Below are 16,116 nucleotides of genomic sequence, written 5' to 3'. Positions count from 1 at the left end.
GCTGATGGCGAAGTACTGCCACGGTATCGATCAGAAGGACGAGCAGACCTTCATGAGTATCTGGGCCGATGACGGTGACTATCTGCTTCCGCGTGGCGAGGGGCACGGTACCGAGGGGATTCGGGAACTGGTGCGGAAGGTGTGGCGCGAAGTTCCGCGGTGTCATCACCACATCACCAATCCGGTGATCGACATCCAGGGTGAGCAGGCGACCGCGGCCACCGATGTGTTCTACTTCCGGCTCACCGCCGACGGTACTCGGGTATTGCTCTCGGGCACTTACGCTTTCGAGTTCGTCAAACGCGACGGGCGGTGGCAGACCCGAAGCTTGAAATTCACGAGTTTCGTCGCGGACAGTCCGGTATTCGGGTAGCACCGAACCGCTGACAGCGCACCGAAGTAGGCCCTGCGAAAACCATCGCAGGGCCTACTCGTGCGCTGAGCGCCGAAAGATGGTGGTGCGGAGCATTTTCGGAGCATGAGAGTGTCCAATTTCTTGGACAGATTCCGGCACCGGTCGACCGTACTCTCCTGGAATCGGCAACAACGGAGTTCCCGTACAGCCGCTGAGAGATGGGTTACCACACATGAGCACGACTTCCGAAGCGGACAAGATCGCCGAAGCGTCGATGGCGGTCGTCGACCGCCATATCGCCGCGATGAGCACGCGTGACGTCGATACGATCGCCGCGGACTATTCCGAGGACACCGTCATCATCACCACGTTGGCGCCGGAGCCTTTGATCGGAAAGGCCGCCATGAAAGCCTTTCTGGCGACACTGCTGTCGGCAGGCGCCGCCGAACTCGAGGCCGCGGCGGCCCCGACGTTCACGCGGAAAGAGGCTGTCGGCGAATACGTGTATCTCGCCTTCGATCTGGGCAACGGCAAGACCGCGACCGAGACCTACCACGTGAAGAACGACCGAGTGGTCTTCGAGACCGCGACCTTCTGAGATTGTTCGTAGCATCGGCGTCAACGGACGCCGATGCTCGATCATGCGCGCAGAGCGGCGTATTCGACGTGGTGGTCGCGAATGACCAAGGCCGAGCGCAGGTTCCAGAGCCCGCTCGGGTCGGCGAGGTCGAAGCCGGTGAGGCGGAAGATCCGCTTGAGCCGGTAGTCGACGCTGTTGGGGTGCAGGTGCAGGCTGCGGGCGGTTCGGCGGCGATCCAGGCCGGTGCCGAGGTAGGTGCGCAGCGTCTCGATCAGGTCGGGGTGTTCCTCGAGCGGATCGAGCACGGTGGACAGCGCGTCGCGGCCCGGACCGGGACGGGTGAGCTGGTATTCCACCGCGATATCGCTGAAGCGGTGCAGTCGCTCGGTCTTGCCGAGTCGGGTGACCACGTCGAGCGCGGCGTTGACCTGTTCGGCCACCTCGGGTACGGCGCTGGTCGGCGCGCACATGACCACCCCGGTCGGGATGTTGCCGTCGGCGGTGCGCAGCGCCTCGACGAACCCGGTGAGCGCGGTGAAATCACCGAAGGCGGTGTCGGGGACGAGGACCGTCGCGCCGTGTTCGCTCAGCAGCGCGAGGGCACTCGGGCCGAAGCGCCGTCGCAGCTCCGAATACATCCGTCCCACAATGGGTTCGGTGACGCTGCGTGGGGTGCCGTGTGGTCGGCCGCGGCGCGCGGGCAGGTGGATGGCCAGGATCGCGTAGGCATCGGCGACGTCGATCTGGTTGCACTGTCCGAGAACTCTCGACGACTCACCGCGCAGCAGCGCGGTGGCGACCTCCTGCGCGGCTTCGACGCTGTCGTAGGCCGCGTGGCCCGCCTGGCCGTAGACGCGCGCCACGATCCCGGTCGCCACCCGCACCGCGCGCAGCACCTGGCCGGAGTCGACCGCGAACGGCGAGGAAACCGGCGCGGCGTCGACGACCAGCTCGATCGCTCCGATGACGATCGACAGCGTGGTGTCGAGGTCGACCTTCGACCGGATGCACTCTGTCACAGCGCGTTCCAGGCCTGCCATCGCCTCGGCGTCGTCGCTGAGCTTGCTCGCCGTGGCGAACGATCTGGAGGCCAGGACGAGTAGCTGCTCACGCACCTCGCCGGAAGCGCTGTGTGTGGTCACTGCGGAGTCGACCATCCGGGTGATTGTCTGGTTCACCTCGTGAACTCCCATCCTGCGTTCTTCGACCCGGCAAAGCTCGAGCTCACCGGGTGGCCGCCCGATGAGAGGCGACGTTCGGCGAGCCTAAGCCGGTGTTTCACAACGCGGTGTCCAGCAATTTGGACACCCTCCAAACTGGTCAATTGCTCAGAACTTGGGTGTCACGGCCGAGCGAGAAGTCACGTATGAGGCATAATGCATGAACAGGCGACCGAAAGGACCCCGATGGAAACCACTCTGCAGCGTTTGCCCCGCAGTGCGAACAAGCAGCGCCATCAGCTGTCGGAGGACGTCGCGACCTACGTCCGCGAACTGATCATCACGGGGCGGGTGCGCCCGGGTGAGTTCCTACGGATCGAACCGATCGCCGAGGCCGTCGGCGTGAGCAACACCCCCGTGCGCGAAGGACTGCTGCTACTCAGCGGCGAGGGCTTCGTCGAGCTGGTGCCGCGGCGTGGATTCATGGTGTCGCAGTTCAGCAAACAGGACGTGCACGACCTGTTCTGGGCGCAGGCGACGATGGCCGGTGAGTTGGCGAGCCGGGCCGCGAAGTCGATCACCGCGCGGGAACTCGACCATCTCGCCAGCGTTGTCGACGCGCACGCGCACGCGGCTGAGAGCGGCTCCGACGACGCGCTTGTCACCTACGGCCACGAGTTCCATCGCTCGGTCAACCTGGCGGCGAACTCACGCCGGTTGACAATGCTGCTGGCCACCGTCGTCAAGCAGTTGCCGAATCGCTTCTACATCAGTATCGAGGGACACGGTGAGGACGTGTTGCGCGATCATCCGTTGATCCTCGACGCGCTGCAGAAGCGACGGTCCAAAGCTGCCAATTCGTTGATGCGCGACCACATCATGTCCAGCGCCGACGAACTGATCGCCATGCTGGAGAAGCAGGGTCTCTGGGCCGATTCGGCCCGCAAGTCCACGGCCTGACCCTCCGGTCGAATCAGACCCGGCGGTCTCTCCTGTCTGTGTCGTGCCTGATCAGCGGGCTAGTGCGTTGATCAGGAATATAGTATATATTCTAGTGAGTTACATGCGTCACAGCGGTGAGAGGACTTTCAATGACGAAGTCGGTTGTGGCGGGCGTATTGCCCGCACACCCCGAAGCGTCCTATATCGATGGTAACTGGGTGCCGGTGTCGTCGTCGGAGACCTTCGAGGTCGTCAACTGCAGCACCGAGGAGGTCGTCACCGCGGTCGGCGCGGCGACCGTCGAGGACGTGGACGCGGCGGTGACGGCCGCGCGCAAAGCCTTCGACACCGGGCCGTGGCCGCTGCTCTCGCCGAGCGAGCGGGCCGGTTACCTGCGCGCCATCGCCGACGAATTGACCAGGCGGGGTGACGATTTCGTCCGGCTGTGGACGATCGAATCGGGCATCGTGTATTCGCTGGCCAAGACTCGCCTTCCGCTGTTCCTCTCCGGCGCCTTCAACGCCTACGCCGATCTGGCCGAGACCTTCGATTTCCGGGAGCCACACACTCCGGCGGCCGGTGGCGCCGGTCTGCTCGTGCGCGAACCGGTCGGGGTCGTCGCGGCCATCGTGCCCTGGAACGGCCCGGCCGGTCTGATGGCCTACAAGTGCGCGCCCGCTCTGCTCGCCGGTTGTTCGATCGTGCTGAAGCCACCGCAGGAGGCACCGACCTCGGCCTATCTGTTCGCCGAGATCTGCGACCGGGTCGGGCTGCCGCCGGGGGTGGTCAACGTGGTGACCGCCGACCGACAGGTATCGGAAACGCTGGTGCGCCACCCCGGCGTCGACAAGGTGACCTTCACCGGGTCTACGGCGGCAGGCCGCGCGATCGGCGCGATCTGTGCCGACCGGATGGCGCGCTGCACCCTCGAACTCGGCGGCAAGTCGCCCGCGCTCGTGCTCGACGACTACGACATCGGCACGGCGGCGAAGGTGCTCGCCGGTGGCATCAGCTACCTGGCTGGCCAGGTGTGCCACAGCCTGACCCGGGTCATCGTCTCCGAGCGGCGTCACGACGAACTCGCCGACGCGCTCGGCGCGGCGATGAGCGCGATCCGGGTGGGTGACCCCTTCGACGAGAGCGTGACCATGGGGCCGCTCGCGTCCGGCCGCCACCGCGAACGCGTCGAAAGCTATATCGCCGCGGGGAAGTCCAGTGGCGCGCGCCTGGTCACCGGTGGTGGTCGACCGGCCGGACTCGACCGCGGCTTCTTCGTGGAGCCGACTGTCTTCGCCGGTGTCGACAATCAATCGGTGATCGCTACCGAGGAGATCTTCGGGCCGGTGCTCGCCGTCATCGCGGCGAAGGACGAGGACCACGCGATCGAGCTGGCCAACGACAACCCCTACGGACTCAACGCCTCGGTCTTCACCAACGACACCGACCGCGCCTATCGGGTGGCGCGCAGGCTCCGCACCGGCACAGTCGGGCAGAACGGGCCGCGCACCGATTTCTCGATCGCTTTCGGTGGTTTCAAGCTTTCCGGCGTCGGCCGCGAAGGTGGATCAGAAGGGCTGCTGCCTTTCCTGGAAACCAAAACACTGGTACTGGAGAACGAGCCGACCGATACCGGTCTCGGCAACTGAATCGTCGTCTCTGGAAAAGGCCCTGTCGACTTCGGTCGGCGGGGCTTTTCTCGTTGGAAATGATTTACTGTCCATATTCTTGGACAGTCCCCGGCCGGAAATGTGATTAACGTCTACCCGGAATGGATGGCACACGGACAATGCCATGCGATTCGTTTTCTGGCGCAGATCGCGCGTGTCTATTCGGTCGGGGAGCGGCGGTGCTCGCCGATCGGTCGGAGGTTCCACACATGTTCTCTACCCAGCGTTTTCGTCCCCGGCGCGCCGCCGCCGGTCTGGCTGTGTCCCTCGCACTCGCCTCGGGAGGCTGGCTGAATTCCTCGGCCGCCCTCGCGGATTCCGGTAACAGATTTCTGGTGATCGGCGGGACGGCGTCACCGAGTATCAGTGTGCTCGGCCTCGACGACGCGGGCAGATTGTCGACAATTCCCGGCTCGCCCTTCGCGTCCGGGACCGGTTCGCTCGCGGTGACGGTGACGCCGGACGGCCGTTACGTCTACTCGACGAACACGGTGTCGGGCACCGTGAACGGATTCCGCCTCGGCGGCGACGGCGTTCTCACCCCGATTCCCGAGGCGAATATCGACCTGGGCGCTCCCGGTGTCGGCGCCGTGGTCGCGCCCGACGGGAAGCGGCTGTACGTGACGAGCGGTACGGTGACGAACGAAATCCGCACCTATTCGATTACAAGCACCGGCGGGCTGGTATTCACCGGTGCGGTTCAGGTGCCAGGGGTGAGCGCGCTCAATCAGATGGCGATCTCGCCGGACGGTCGTTTCGTTTTCGCCGTCGGCTGGTTGCAGGCCACTACCTTCAGCTTCGCAGTGGGACCCGATGGCGCGCTGACCCTCGTCGATTCCATCGGGTCGGGTCTGATGTCGACCCTGCCCGGTGTGACGCCGGACGGCCGGTTCATCTACGTCAGCGACGAGGCAAGCGGCACCATTTCGGGCTATGCGATCAGCACCGACGGAAAGCTGAGTCCTGTCCCGGGGTCGCCCTTCAACACCGGGCTGATGTCGTTGCCGCACGCCGCGCAGTTCACCGCCGACAGCCGCCGGATGTACATCGCCGTGGCGATGGGCGGAGAGATCGGTGGGTACGAGATCGCGGAGAACGGGTCGTTGATCCCGCTGCCGGGGGCGCCGTACCCGGCACCGGCGGGCACCCTGCCCGGCCGCGTGGTTGTCGACTCGGAATCGCAGCGGCTGTTCCTGATCGACACCCTCACCGTAGGCATCACCGCGCGCGTGCATCCGTACACGATGGCGCCCGACGGGCGGCTCACCCCGACGGGGGAGCCGTCGGTCGACACCGGCCTGATCTTCGCCGACGGGGCGAACGCGGTAGTGGCGGTGCAGTGATGATATTACATATATTATATTGAGGAGACTCGCACAGCAGTTGCCAAGGGAGGCACACGATGAAACCGTACCGCTCGATGCTCTTCGTCCCCGGTCACAAGGGTTCGTGGGCCGACAAAGGCGTCGCCTCCGGTGCCGACGCGCTGATCCTCGACCTCGAGGACTCGGTGCCCGCTTCGGACAAGGTCGAGGCGCGCGGCACGGTCGCGGCCACGATCGACCGGCTCACCGCCGAAGGTGTGCGCCCCGACCTGTGGGTGCGGGCCAACCCGGAGGTGAGCGGGCTGCTCGGCGGTGACCTGGAAGCCATCGTGCGGCCGGGCCTGGCGGGGCTGTTCCTGGCGAAGGTGTTCACCGCCGACGAGATCGTTCGCCTGGACGCGGTGCTGAGCCACATCGAGCAGCGTGAGGGCATCGAGGTCGGGACGGTGCAGCTGATCGTGTCCTTCGAGACCGCGGTGTCGATGGCGCACTGTGAGGACATCGCGGGCGCCAGCCCCCGGGTGGCCTCGCTGCTCGGCGCCACCGGCCCCAACGCCGACGTGGGCCGTGAACTCGGCTTCGAGTTCACCCCCGCGGGCCTGGAGACGCTGTACCTGCGCAGCCGGATCATCCTGGCGGCCAAGGCGAACGGCCTGCACCACCCGGTGACCGGTGTGTGGCAGGACATCAAGGACCTCGAGGGCGCGCGCCGCTTCTGCCTGGACAACCGGCAGCTCGGCTACCGCGGTCTGGTGGCGATCCACCCCTCGCACGTGGCGATCGCCAACGAGGTGTTCTCGCCGTCGCCGGAGACCGTCGATTACTGCAGGCGCATGATCGCGGCCTTCAACGAAGCCGAGGCCGCCGGTAGCGCGGCGGTCGACTTCGAAGGCCAGCACATCGATCTCGCCCATGTGAAGACGGCCGAGGGTGTCATCGCCCTGGCCGACGCCGTGGCGGCCAACGCGTAACAGGCAGACAAAAGCGGGGGTGGCCGTAGCCACCCCCGCTTTTTCGTGCGCTCGATCAGCCCACGATCAGCAGGACCGTCTCCGCGACACAGGCCGGTTTGGCCTCGCCGCCGTCGAGCACGTACTTCGCCGTCACGACGGCGCCCGCGGCGGTCTCGGTGACATCGGTGATGGTGACCGTGGCCCGCAGGTTCGACCCCGCGCGCAGCGGCGCGGGGAAGCGAACCTTGTTGACGCCGTAGTTCACCCGTGCCGAACCGAAGGTGAAGTCGAGCAGTTCGGGCCGGAAGTGCGAGATCAGCGACAGCGTGAGATACCCGTGGGCGATGGTGGTGCCGTAGGGCCCGGCGGCGGCGCGCTGCGGGTCGACATGAATCCACTGCTCGTCGTCGGTGACGACGGCGAACGCGGAGATCCGCGTCTGGTCGACGAGGAACGGTTCACTCGGGCCGATCGGCTCGCCCACCGCGGCGCGGACCTCGTCGAGGGTGGTGAAAACGCGGGTCACGATGTCTCCTGGCTAATCGGTGGTGAGGTCGACGGTGGCGTTCGGACCGGCGGATTCCCCACCGGGACCGAACAATTCCAGTGCCACACCGTCGGGGACCTCGGTGGCGAGCAGGCGAGCGGGCTGCCCGCAGAACAGCGGCGCCCGGCCGCGATGCCGCAGCTCGCGCACCGGCGCCCCACCCATCAGGCGGTGGATCTCGGCCAGCGTGATCGCCTGCAAGGGCCCGTGCACGACCAGCCCCGGGTACCCCTCCACGCCGGTGGCGTAGGGCCAGTCGTAGTGGATGCGGTGCGCGTTCGCGGTGGCCGCGGAGAACCGGGCCAGCAGTGCGGGGTCGGTGCGCAGATCCCACGCGTTGTCGGCGGACCGGTGCAGCGGGGGACCGGGCACGGTGTCCTCGGCCCGCGGCGGTAGCGCGGCGTGCTCCGGGACGGGCGCGGCCTCCCGGTAGATCAGGTTCTGCGATTCCTCGATCGCGAGTTCGCCTGTGTCACTGAACAACCGGATCCGCACATCGACGACGACCAGGGCGCCGGAGCGGCCGTTCTTCTCGGTCACCGACACCACTTCGGCTTCCCGGCGAACCGTGCTGCCGACGAGAAGTGGTGCGTGGAAACGGATCTCGCCACCGGCGAACATGCGTCGCGGCAGTTCCACCGGGGGCAGGAACGAACCGCGCCGCGGGTGTCCGTCGGGGCCGAGCACGCCGGAAGCGGCCCACCGGGGCAGCGCCACCCAGTGCCACAGCGGCGGCAGGGCGTCGCCGGGGCCGGGCGTGGGGAGTCCGTCGTCGAGCAGTGCGGCCAACGCCGCCACGGGCGCGGGATCGAGTAGTTCGGTGGAGGTCTCGAGGTGGGGTTGCCAGGTGCTCACATGAACCGCCCGCCGGTCACCTCGAGCACCGTGCCCGTCATGTACGAGGACATGTCGGAGGCGAGAAACAGTGCGACCGTGGCGATCTCGTCGATCTCACCGGCGCGGCCCAGCGGGATCTCGGCCATCTTCTGATCCCACACCTTCTGCGGCATGGCCTCGGTCATGGCGGTGCGGATCAGGCCGGGCTGGATGGCGTTGACCCGCACACCCAGGTGCGCGAGCTCTTTCGCGGCGGCCTTGGACAGGCCGACGATGCCCGCCTTGGCCGCGGAGTAGTTGGTCTGGCCGGGCAGGCCGATCTTGCCCGACAGCGAGGACATGTTGATGATGGCGCCGTTGCCGCGTTCGCGCATCACCGCACCGGCCAGCCGGGTGCCGTTCCAGGTGCCCTTGAGGTGGACGGCGATGACCTGGTCGAACTGGTCCTCGGTCATCTTGCGCATGGTCGCGTCGCGGGTGATGCCCGCGTTGTTGACCATCACATCGACGGGGGAGAAGGATTCGGCGGCCGCGTCGATCAGGGCCTGGACGTCGTCGGCGACGGTGACATCGCAGCGCACCCCGCGGGCGACGGTGGCCCCGCCGAGCTTGTCGGCGGCGGCCTGGGCGGCGTCGCCGTCGATGTCACCGATGACCACGCGCGCGCCCTCGGCGACGAAGCGTTCGGCGATGGCGTAGCCGATGCCCTGGGCGGCGCCGGTGATGACGGCGGTCTTGTCGGCCAGAAGTGGTCCGGTCATGGCTGTTCCTCACTGTCGGTGGTGGTGTCGACTCGCGCCAGGATGCGTCGGGCGCGGTCGAGCACGGGCTTGTCGACCATGGCGCCGTCGACGACGACGACACCGGAGGTATCGGTGATGGCGGCGAAAATCTTTCGGGCCCAGGCCAGTTCGTCCTCGGTGGGGCGGAACGCGGTCGCCACCGGATCGAGCTGACGCGGGTGGATGCAGAGTTTGCCCGCGAAACCGAGCCGTTTGCCGTAGCGGGCATCGTCTTCGACCAGGTCGGCGTCGTCGACGACACCGGTGACGCCGTCGATCGGGCCTGGCAGTCCCGCCGCGGCGGACGCGAGCACCAGCGCGTGCCTGGTACCGGCGAGCGCCTCGCGGTCGGTGGGGTCGACGCCGAGTTCGGCGGCCAGGTCGAAGGTGCCGACCGCGAGCCGGTCCACGCCGGGCGTGGCCGCGATGGCCGCGGCGTGCAGAACCCCCGCGGCAGTTTCGATCAACGCGATCAGCAGGGGCTGGCTGCTGGCGGCCTTCGGGCGATACGGACCGCTCGCCCGTGCCTCGGCGAGCGTCTCGACGACACCGTCGATGTTCCCGGTCTCGGCCTTCGGCAGCACGACCGCGCAGCGCAGCGGTGCGAGCGCCGCGAGATCGGCTGCGTGCCAGTCGGTTCCGGCCGCGTTGACGCGCACCGCGCACTCGTTGCCCGCCTCGATCCAGGCGACGGCGTTCTCGCGGGCGGCCTCTTTGGCATCAGGCGCCACGGCGTCCTCGAGGTCGAGCACCACCAGGCCAGGGTTCGCGGCGGCGGCCTTGGCGAAGCGTTCGGGCCGATCGGCCGGGACGAACAGCAGGGTGGACGCGACACGGATCCGGGTCGCCAGATCCGTCGTGGTTCCGGTGCTCACGCGCGCTTCTTCGCTTCGCGCACGAGCCCGCCGCCGATGATCAGGCGTTGGATCTCGCTGGTGCCCTCGTACAGGCGCAGCAGGCGGACATCGCGATAGATGTGCTCGACGGTCACCTCACGCATGTACCCGCTGCCGCCGTGGATCTGCACCGCGTTGTCGGCGACGCGGCCGACCATCTCGGTGCAGAACAGTTTGGCCACCGAGGGGGAGATGCGGCGGTCCTCGCCGGAGACGTACTTGGCGGCGGCGTCGCGCACGAGCGCGCGGCCCGCCATCACGCCGGTCTGCATATCGGCGATCATCGCCTGGACCAGCTGGAAGTCGCCGATGGGCGTACCACCCTGGGTGACGGTGGCGGCGTAGGCGACGGATTCGTCGAGGGCGCGCTGCGCGGTACCGACCGACAGCGCGGCGATGTGGACGCGACCACGCGACAGCGAGGCCATCGCCGCCTTGTATCCGACGTTCTCCGAGCCACCGACCAGGGCGTCGGCCGGGACGCGGACGTCGGTGAAGGTGACGTCGGCGGTCCAGGCGCCTTCCTGCCCCATCTTCGCGTCCTTGGGTCCGACGATGACGCCGGGAGTGTCGGCGGGCACCAGGAACACCGCGATGCCGGGCCCGTCGGGGCCGGGCTCGGCGGTGCGGGCGAAGGTGACGAACAGGTCGGCCAGCGGGGCGTTGGTGATGAACCGCTTCTGGCCGTCGATCACCCAGTCGTCGCCGTCGCGACGGGCGCGGGTGCGCAGACCTGCCGGGTTGGAACCGGCGCCGGGCTCGGTGAGCGCGAAGGAGGCCAGCACCTCGCCCGAGGCGATCCGCTCGAGCCACTGCTTCTTCTGCTCGTCGGTGCCGTAGTTGACCAGCACCTGACCGGCGATGCCGTTGTTGGTGCCGAACAGCGAACGCAGCGACAGCGAGGTGTAGCCGAACTCCATGGCCAGCTCGACATCCTGGGTCAGATCGACGCCGAGGCCGCCCCACTGCTGGGGGATGGCGTACCCGAACAGGCCCATTTCCGCGGCGGCTTGCCGGATGTCGTCAGGAATCGCGTTGGTCTCCAGGATCTCCTGCTCGCGCGGGACGACCTTGGTACGGATGAACGTGCGGACGTGAGCCAGGATCGGCTCGAAGTCCTCGGCACTGAGTTCGGACACTCTCGGCTCCTCTGTGGTTGAGGCTGATACTAGATATAATATACAATGATATAATATACGATGAGCCGAACGGTGAGGTAGCATCCGTTCGACACCGTCTAGTACATAATATATTCCGAGAGGACGCGACATGGCTGGCCTGTATTTCGAGGAGTTCGAGCCGGGGATGGTTATCGACCACGTGAACCGTCGCACCGTCACCGAAGCCGACAACACGTTCTTCAGCGTGATGACGCTGAACCTGGCCCCGCTGCACCTGGACGCCGAGTACAGCAAGGACTCCATCTACGGCCAGCGCCTGGTGAACAGCCTGTTCATCCTCGGACTGGTCTCGGGTATCACCGTGCCGGAGACGACACAGGGCACCACCCTGGGCAACCTGGGCTTCGAGCAGATCAAGTTTCCCAAGCCGGTGTTCCACGGTGACACCATCCACGTGCAGACCAAGATCGAGAACAAGCGGGAATCCAAGAGCCGCAACGACTCCGGCATCGTGACCTTCCGTCACCTCGGGATCAATCAGCGCGACGAGGTGGTCTGTGACGCCCTGCGTGTCGGCCTGATGATGAAGCGTCCGGCCGAGCAGGCCTGATCCGCCACACACGACGAACCAGCAACGAGGAGGACACGTCATGGTGGACGTTCAGCCTGCCGAGCAGCCGGCCTGGGTGCCCGACGAACAGATCCGTGAGCGCAGCCGATTGCTCGCGGCGATGCGCGCCTGGGGATTCGGTGACGACGCCGCGGCGGTCGCCGAGCTCAACGAGCGAGCCATCGCCGAGCCCGAATGGTTCTGGCGGGCTGCGACAACCGACCTGGGCGTGGACTTCTCGGTCCCGTTCGACCGCGTGGTCGACGAGTCGGCCGGAAAACCCTTCCCGCGGTGGTTCACCGGCGGCGGCGTCAACATCGCGCAGCTGGCCGCGCACCGGCATGCACGCGGGTCCGCCGCCGACCGCCTCGCGGTGGTCTACGAGGGCGACGAGGGTGCACGGCGCACGCTGACCTTCGCCGAACTCGACGCCCAGGTGCGGCGTTTCGCCGCCAACCTCACCCAGCTGGGTGTGCGGCGGGGTGACCGGGTGGTGCTGTTCATGCCGGTGGTGCCCGAAGCCGCGGTGGCCTTCCTCGCGATAGCGATGATCGGGGCCGTGTCGGTGCCCACCTTCAGCGGCTACGCACCGGACGCGCTCGCCACCCGCCTGCAGGATTCCGAAGCGGTGCTGCTGGTGACCGCCGACGGGACGACGCGGCGCGGCAAGCGGGTCGAACTGAAGGCGACCGCCGACGCGGCCCTGGAGTCGGCGCCGACCGTGGCCAAGGTCGTTGTCATCCGGCAGCTGGGCACCGAGGTGCCGATGCGCGAGGGTCGCGACGTGTACTACGACGAGCTCGACGCCGATCCCCCCTCGGTGCCGACCGCCGACACCGAGTCCAACGACCCGCTCACCATCGTCTACACCTCGGGCACCACCGGTCGCCCCAAGGGCATCGTGCACTCCCACGGTGGTTTCGCGGTGAAGACCGCGGTCGACTTCGGCTACGGCTTCGACGTGCACGACGGCGATGTGGTCTCCTGGATCACCGACCTCGGCTGGCTCGTCGGCCCCATGCTGATGACCGGACCGTTACAGCTGGGCGCGACGATCGTGATGATCGAGGGGCTGCCGACGCACCCCACCGCGCACCGCATGTGGGAGATCATCGAGCGCAACGGTGTCACCGTCGCCGGTATCGCGCCCACCGCGGCGCGTGCGCTGAAGGCGGCGGGGGAGGCCGTGACGCACAAGATGCCGAGCCTGCGCACCTTCGTCTCGACCGGCGAGGCCTGGGACGAACCCACCTGGTGGTGGCTGTTCTCCGAGGTCGGCGGCGGTACCAGGCCGATCGTCAACTACAGCGGCGGCACCGAGGTCGGCGGCGGCATCCTCATCGGATACCCGTTCCTGCCCGCCGCCCCGGCCGCCTTCACCGGCGCACTGCCCGGCGTGGACGCCGCGGTGTTCGCCGAGGACGGCACCCCGGTGGTCGGCGAGATCGGGGAACTGGTGGTGCGCAACACCTTCCCCGGCCAGACCCACGCCTTCTGGCAGGACCGCGAGCGCTATCTCGACACCTACTGGAACCAGTGGGACGGCGTGTGGGTACACGGCGACCTGGCCAGCATCGACCACCAGGGCATGTGGCGCATCCACGGCCGCTCCGACGACACCATCAAACTGTCGGGTCGCCGGGTCGGTCCCGCCGAGATCGAGGCGGCACTGCTGCGCGACAACCGGATCGCCGAGGTCGCCGTGATCGGCGTGCCCGACGAGCTGCGCGGTCAGCGCGCGGTCGCTTTCGCCGTGCTGCGCTCCACCGGTCGGACGCCGGAAGACTTGCAGGACACCGCGATCGGCAACGCGGGACGCTCGTTCGCCCCCGCGGTCGTCGTCGTGGAGAGCCTGCCCAAGACCAAGAACGGAAAGATCATGCGCCGGGCCATTCGGTCCCGGTACCTCGGGGCGCCGACCGGAGACATGTCCTCCCTCGACCCCGCCACCCCACTCGAAGCGATCCCCGTGTCCGCGGGCGACCAACAGGAGTAGCACATGACCACCGCTACCGGCACCGACGACAACGTCGAGGTCGTCCGTCAGGCGACGCGCGAACTCGCGCGCAAGTTCGACAACAACTACTGGCTCGACAAGGACAACAAGCACGAATACCCCTGGGACTTCGTGAAAGCCTTCGCCGCGGGCGGCTGGCTCGGCGCGATGATCCCCGAGGAGTACGGCGGCATCGGCCTCGGTCTGAAGGAGACCGCCGTCATGCTCGGTGAGATCTCGGCCTCCGGCGCCGGGATGAGCGGCGGCTCGGCGATCCACTTCTACGCCTTCCCGCCCGCGCCGATCGTGAAGTACGGCTCGGAGGAGATGAAGCGCGAGTACCTGCCCAAGCTCGCCTCCGGCGATCTGCTGATGGCCTTCGGCGTCACCGAACCCACCGCGGGTGTCGACACGTCGCGCATCAAGACCAAGGCGACCAAGGTCGACGGCGGCTGGGTGATCAACGGGCAGAAGGTGTTCATCACCAACGCCCAGAACGCGCACAAGATCCTGCTGCTGGCCCGCACCTCGCCGCGGCGCGAGGACAAGCCGCTGTGGGGCATGTCGCTGTTCCTGGCCGACATGGACCGCTCCAAGGTCACCGTGCGCGAGATCGACAAGCTCGGCCGCGCCGCGATCGACACCAACGAGCTGTTCATCGACAACCTCGAGGTGGCCGACGACCGCCTCGTCGGTGAGGTCGACAAGGGCTTCTACTACCTGCTCGACGGTCTGAACCCCGAGCGCATCGTGGTCGGTATGGAAGGCGTCGGCCTCGGCCGCGCCGCGCTCGAGATCGGCGCCGAGTACGCCAAGAACCGGGTGGTCTTCGACCGTCCGATCGGCCAGAACCAGGCCGTGGCGCATCCGCTGGCCGATTCCTGGATCCGGCTGGAAGCCGCCGAGGGCATGATCATGCGCGCGGCCGAACTGTTCGACGCGGGTCTGCCGTGTGGTCCCGAGGCGGCCGCGGCCAAGTACCTCGGCGCCGAAGCCGGTTTCGAGGCGTGCGATCGCGCCTTCTCCACGCTCGGCGGGTATGCCTACGCGAAGGAGTACCACATCGAGCGACTGTGGCGGGAGGTGCGTCTGCTGCGTAACGCCCCGTTCTCCCAGGAGATGGTGCGCAACTACATCTCCCAGCAGGTGCTCGGCCTACCGCGTTCCTACTAGGAGGGGAAATACCGATGACGGGACCGTTGGCGGGAGTGCGTGTCGTCGTGCTGGCAGGCATGGGGCCGGTGCCCTATGTGTCGATGCTGCTGGCCGACATGGGCGCCGATGTCGTCCGGGTGGTGCGGCCGCCGCACCGCTCGGCGCGTGAGTTGAGCCAGACCGTCAGCCTGACCGAGGAGACCGATGTGGTCAACCGAGGTGTCGGGTCGGTCGCGGTGGATCTGAAGGACCCCGAGGGGCGTGAAGCTGTTCTGCGCCTTGCCGATTCGGCCGATGTGTTCATCGAGGGCTATCGCCCCGGTGTCACCGAGCGGCTGGGGCTCGGACCCGAGGTGGCCACCGCGCGCAACCCCCGCCTGGTCTACGTCCGGCTCACCGGATACGGCCAGACCGGTCCCCGTGCCAAGGACGCCGGACACGACATCAACTATGTCGCCCAGTCCGGCGCCCTGCACGCTCTCGCCTCCGAAGGCGGTGCGCCGCGACCGCCGATCAACCTGCTCGGCGACTACGCCGGTGGCGGGGCGATCGGCGCGTTCGGCATCGCCTGCGCGCTGGTGGAGGCCGCGCGCACCGGCCGAGGCCAGGTCATCGACGCGGCGATGGTCGACGGCGTCGCCGTGCTGACCGCCAAGTTGCAGGGCCTGCGCGCCGCCGGACTGTACTCCGACGAGCCGGGAACCAACTTCCTCGACTCCGGCGCCCCGTTCTACGACACCTACCGGTGCGCCGACGGCCGATACCTGGCGGTCGGCGCGCTCGAACCCGACTTCTACCGCGAGTTCGTGAGCAGGCTCGACGTCGACACCACCGACTGGCCGGGCCAGGACGACCGCGAACAGTGGTCGCGACTGCGTGAACTCATCGCCGAGGCGGTGGCGAAACGAACCCGCGACGAGTGGTGGCAGATCTACCAGGGCACCGATGCCTGCGTCTCCCCGGTTCTCACCTTCGACGAGGCCGCCGAGGACCCCCACAATGTGGAACGCGGAGTGTTCCACCGTGTTTCGGGCGTACTGCACCCCGCGCCCGCGCCGCGCTTCGACCGCACCCCGGCTCGGACCCCGTCGTGCCCGCCCACCGGACTCGGCGATCCCGACGACATTCTGGCGCGGTGGGCGACCGCCGCCGCCCCCACCGGCGCCGACGCGGTGTCGATCAGCGAATGA

The 16,116-nt window shown here is 67.6% G+C and carries 16 protein-coding genes; 10 read left to right on the top strand and 6 right to left on the bottom strand.

The features are described 5' to 3' along the window. Together ACSVDM_RS26530 and ACSVDM_RS26525 are read left to right on the top strand one after the other, a co-directional pair. Positions 1-373, top strand: a 373-nt coding sequence (locus ACSVDM_RS26530; protein ID WP_439268553.1) for a nuclear transport factor 2 family protein, incomplete at its 5' end; no start/stop codon positions are given. A gap of 214 nt (positions 374-587) precedes the next feature. Beyond that, positions 588-953: a nuclear transport factor 2 family protein gene (locus ACSVDM_RS26525; RefSeq protein ID WP_439268552.1), complete on the top strand. Its 366-nt coding sequence runs from the start codon at positions 588-590 to the stop codon at positions 951-953. Between the two features lie 41 nt (positions 954-994). Here ACSVDM_RS26525 and ACSVDM_RS26520 read toward each other — a convergent pair whose 3' ends face one another. Next, on the bottom strand, positions 995-2,092 hold the full coding sequence (locus tag ACSVDM_RS26520; protein WP_439268551.1) for a PucR family transcriptional regulator: 1,098 nt from the start codon (positions 2,090-2,092) through the stop codon (positions 995-997). A 249-nt stretch (positions 2,093-2,341) separates the two neighbouring features. Here ACSVDM_RS26520 and ACSVDM_RS26515 point away from each other — a divergent pair, with 249 nt between their 5' ends. From ACSVDM_RS26515 to ACSVDM_RS26500, 4 genes are all read left to right on the top strand, one after another. Next, entirely contained in the window at positions 2,342-3,055 is a 714-nt protein-coding gene (locus ACSVDM_RS26515) for a GntR family transcriptional regulator (RefSeq protein WP_439268550.1), read from the top strand. A gap of 131 nt (positions 3,056-3,186) precedes the next feature. Beyond that, positions 3,187-4,683 (top strand): aldehyde dehydrogenase, encoded by a 1,497-nt coding sequence (locus ACSVDM_RS26510; protein ID WP_439268549.1) that lies wholly within the window; start codon positions 3,187-3,189, stop codon positions 4,681-4,683. A gap of 230 nt (positions 4,684-4,913) precedes the next feature. Next, positions 4,914-6,047, top strand: a complete 1,134-nt coding sequence (locus tag ACSVDM_RS26505; protein WP_439268548.1) for a lactonase family protein — start codon at positions 4,914-4,916, stop codon at positions 6,045-6,047. Positions 6,048-6,106: 59 nt separating this feature from the next. Next, the gene (locus tag ACSVDM_RS26500) at positions 6,107-7,000 is read left to right on the top strand and encodes an HpcH/HpaI aldolase/citrate lyase family protein (protein ID WP_439268547.1); all 894 of its coding nucleotides are present in this window, start codon (positions 6,107-6,109) and stop codon (positions 6,998-7,000) included. A 55-nt stretch (positions 7,001-7,055) separates the two neighbouring features. Here the strand turns inward: ACSVDM_RS26500 and ACSVDM_RS26495 are convergent, their stop codons facing one another. Genes ACSVDM_RS26495 through ACSVDM_RS26475 form a run of 5 tightly spaced genes read right to left on the bottom strand, consistent with a single transcriptional unit; the run spans position 7,056 to position 11,183 of the window. Further along, on the bottom strand, positions 7,056-7,508 hold the full coding sequence (locus tag ACSVDM_RS26495) for a MaoC family dehydratase (protein ID WP_439268546.1): 453 nt from the start codon (positions 7,506-7,508) through the stop codon (positions 7,056-7,058). 12 nt (positions 7,509-7,520) lie between these two features. Next, positions 7,521-8,384 carry an FAS1-like dehydratase domain-containing protein gene (locus ACSVDM_RS26490; protein ID WP_439268545.1) on the bottom strand — a complete coding sequence of 288 codons (864 nt, stop codon included), beginning with the start codon at positions 8,382-8,384 and terminating at the stop codon, positions 7,521-7,523. Then, positions 8,381-9,127, bottom strand: coding sequence for a 3-oxoacyl-ACP reductase FabG (gene fabG / locus ACSVDM_RS26485; protein ID WP_439268544.1), 747 nt, complete (start codon positions 9,125-9,127; stop codon positions 8,381-8,383). The genes ACSVDM_RS26490 and fabG overlap by 4 nt, the downstream gene beginning before the upstream one ends. Continuing rightward, on the bottom strand, positions 9,124-10,023 hold the full coding sequence (locus ACSVDM_RS26480) for an HpcH/HpaI aldolase/citrate lyase family protein (RefSeq protein WP_439268543.1): 900 nt from the start codon (positions 10,021-10,023) through the stop codon (positions 9,124-9,126). Before ACSVDM_RS26480 ends, fabG begins: the two co-directional genes overlap by 4 nt. Then, on the bottom strand, positions 10,020-11,183 hold the full coding sequence (locus ACSVDM_RS26475) for an acyl-CoA dehydrogenase family protein (protein ID WP_439268542.1): 1,164 nt from the start codon (positions 11,181-11,183) through the stop codon (positions 10,020-10,022). Before ACSVDM_RS26475 ends, ACSVDM_RS26480 begins: the two co-directional genes overlap by 4 nt. A gap of 130 nt (positions 11,184-11,313) precedes the next feature. Here ACSVDM_RS26475 and ACSVDM_RS26470 point away from each other — a divergent pair, with 130 nt between their 5' ends. Genes ACSVDM_RS26470 through ACSVDM_RS26455 form a run of 4 tightly spaced genes read left to right on the top strand, consistent with a single transcriptional unit; the run spans position 11,314 to position 16,116 of the window. Beyond that, on the top strand, positions 11,314-11,775 hold the full coding sequence (locus ACSVDM_RS26470) for a MaoC family dehydratase (RefSeq protein WP_356982501.1): 462 nt from the start codon (positions 11,314-11,316) through the stop codon (positions 11,773-11,775). A 40-nt stretch (positions 11,776-11,815) separates the two neighbouring features. After that, the gene (locus tag ACSVDM_RS26465; protein ID WP_439268541.1) at positions 11,816-13,771 is read left to right on the top strand and encodes an AMP-binding protein; all 1,956 of its coding nucleotides are present in this window, start codon (positions 11,816-11,818) and stop codon (positions 13,769-13,771) included. 3 nt (positions 13,772-13,774) lie between these two features. Beyond that, positions 13,775-14,944: an acyl-CoA dehydrogenase family protein gene (locus ACSVDM_RS26460; protein WP_439268540.1), complete on the top strand. Its 1,170-nt coding sequence runs from the start codon at positions 13,775-13,777 to the stop codon at positions 14,942-14,944. A 14-nt stretch (positions 14,945-14,958) separates the two neighbouring features. After that, a complete protein-coding gene (locus ACSVDM_RS26455) occupies positions 14,959-16,116 on the top strand; it encodes a CaiB/BaiF CoA transferase family protein (RefSeq protein WP_439268539.1) in 1,158 nt (385 codons plus the stop codon).

Origin of the sequence: Nocardia sp. JW2 (assembly GCF_051843015.1) — a bacterium.
Classification (GTDB): Bacteria; Actinomycetota; Actinomycetes; order Mycobacteriales; family Mycobacteriaceae; genus Nocardia; species Nocardia coubleae.
This window is presented reverse-complemented; position numbering and strand designations above follow the sequence as displayed.

Bases quoted from the DNA above. Each gene is read 5' to 3' on its own strand.
- ACSVDM_RS26525 (WP_439268552.1), top strand. From the start codon at position 588: ATGAGCACGACTTCCGAAGCGGACAAGATCGCCGAAGCGTCGATGGCG.
- ACSVDM_RS26520 (WP_439268551.1), bottom strand. From the start codon at position 2,092: ATGGTCGACTCCGCAGTGACCACACACAGCGCTTCCGGCGAGGTGCGT.
- ACSVDM_RS26515 (WP_439268550.1), top strand. From the start codon at position 2,342: ATGGAAACCACTCTGCAGCGTTTGCCCCGCAGTGCGAACAAGCAGCGC.
- ACSVDM_RS26510 (WP_439268549.1), top strand. From the start codon at position 3,187: ATGACGAAGTCGGTTGTGGCGGGCGTATTGCCCGCACACCCCGAAGCG.
- ACSVDM_RS26505 (WP_439268548.1), top strand. From the start codon at position 4,914: ATGTTCTCTACCCAGCGTTTTCGTCCCCGGCGCGCCGCCGCCGGTCTG.
- ACSVDM_RS26500 (WP_439268547.1), top strand. From the start codon at position 6,107: ATGAAACCGTACCGCTCGATGCTCTTCGTCCCCGGTCACAAGGGTTCG.
- fabG (WP_439268544.1), bottom strand. From the start codon at position 9,127: ATGACCGGACCACTTCTGGCCGACAAGACCGCCGTCATCACCGGCGCC.
- ACSVDM_RS26470 (WP_356982501.1), top strand. From the start codon at position 11,314: ATGGCTGGCCTGTATTTCGAGGAGTTCGAGCCGGGGATGGTTATCGAC.
- ACSVDM_RS26465 (WP_439268541.1), top strand. From the start codon at position 11,816: ATGGTGGACGTTCAGCCTGCCGAGCAGCCGGCCTGGGTGCCCGACGAA.
- ACSVDM_RS26460 (WP_439268540.1), top strand. From the start codon at position 13,775: ATGACCACCGCTACCGGCACCGACGACAACGTCGAGGTCGTCCGTCAG.
- ACSVDM_RS26455 (WP_439268539.1), top strand. From the start codon at position 14,959: ATGACGGGACCGTTGGCGGGAGTGCGTGTCGTCGTGCTGGCAGGCATG.